Source organism: Aquirufa rosea, assembly GCF_004118285.1.
In the GTDB taxonomy this organism is placed as follows: domain Bacteria; phylum Bacteroidota; class Bacteroidia; order Cytophagales; family Spirosomataceae; genus Aquirufa; species Aquirufa rosea.
The window spans coordinates 1-1,042 of sequence record NZ_SDHY01000023.1; the positions used below are offsets into that span (position 1 = coordinate 1).

Below are 1,042 nucleotides of genomic sequence, written 5' to 3' on the forward strand. Positions count from 1 at the left end.
CGAGTTTTGATGCTTCGTCGAATAATGTGACAGTTACTAGTAGTTTAACAGGAAGTATTAGTGGCTTATCGGGGACGAATAAATTAACAGGAGCAGGTGATTTCACGAGCGGAGTAGCCAATTTGACAAGTTTAGGCTTGAAGTTCACAGGAACATCCGGAAGTGGAACCTTTACCTTTACACCAGCTACCGGAACGGCGGTGACTAGTTCATCAGTTACCATAAACCCAGGCACAGCTACTCGATTAGTAGTAACTGGTAACAGTTCACAATCGGCTGGATCTTCTCAGTTGATCACTGTGACCGCTAAAGATGCAAGTGGAAATACAGTGACTTCTTATGCTGGGGCTAAAAATATCACCTTCTCTGGAGCTTCGGCTTCTCCAAGTCCGGTAACTAACCCAACGGTAGCGGGTATAAACTTTGGAACGGCGACGAGTTTAACCTTTACTAATGGTGTGGCTACAGGTACTATGTATTTATACAAAGCTGAAGCAGCCAATATTGTAGCGAACGATGGCAGTATCTTCTCTTCTGGAGCTGATCGTTTATCCGTTACGGTAGGGGAATTAACTTTCAGTAAATTGGCAGTAAGCCTGACTAGTCCTCAGACGAATGGTAGTGCATTTACCGGAACGAATACTCTAACAGCTCAAGATATCTATGGAAATACGGTGACCAACTTTAGTGCTGCGACCAATAATGTGACGGTAACATCTAGTTTATCTGGTACTATTTCTGGTTTTACGGGTGGTAATGTTATGAGCACAGAAGGGCGTTTTGTAAATGGGGTAGCTAATTTGACAAGTGTCTTGGTATTTACTGGTACCTCTGGTACCGGAACCTTCACCTTCACCCCTCAAACCGGAACAGCGGTGACTAGTTCTTCGATAACTATTAATGCCGGTGCAGCCACTAAATTAGTAATAACAGGAACGAGTACTCAAACCGCTGGAGCAACACAAAATATCACCATTACTGCAAAAGATGCAAGTGGAAATACGGTTACGACTTACACGGGAGCTAAGAACATCACCTTCTC

Annotated in this window: 1 protein-coding gene; it reads left to right on the forward strand. The window is 43.8% G+C overall.

Annotated elements, in window-relative coordinates; genetic code table 11:
* The coding region (locus ESB04_RS12440; protein WP_164969670.1) for a hypothetical protein at positions 1 to 1,042 on the forward strand (1,042 nt) is incomplete at both ends.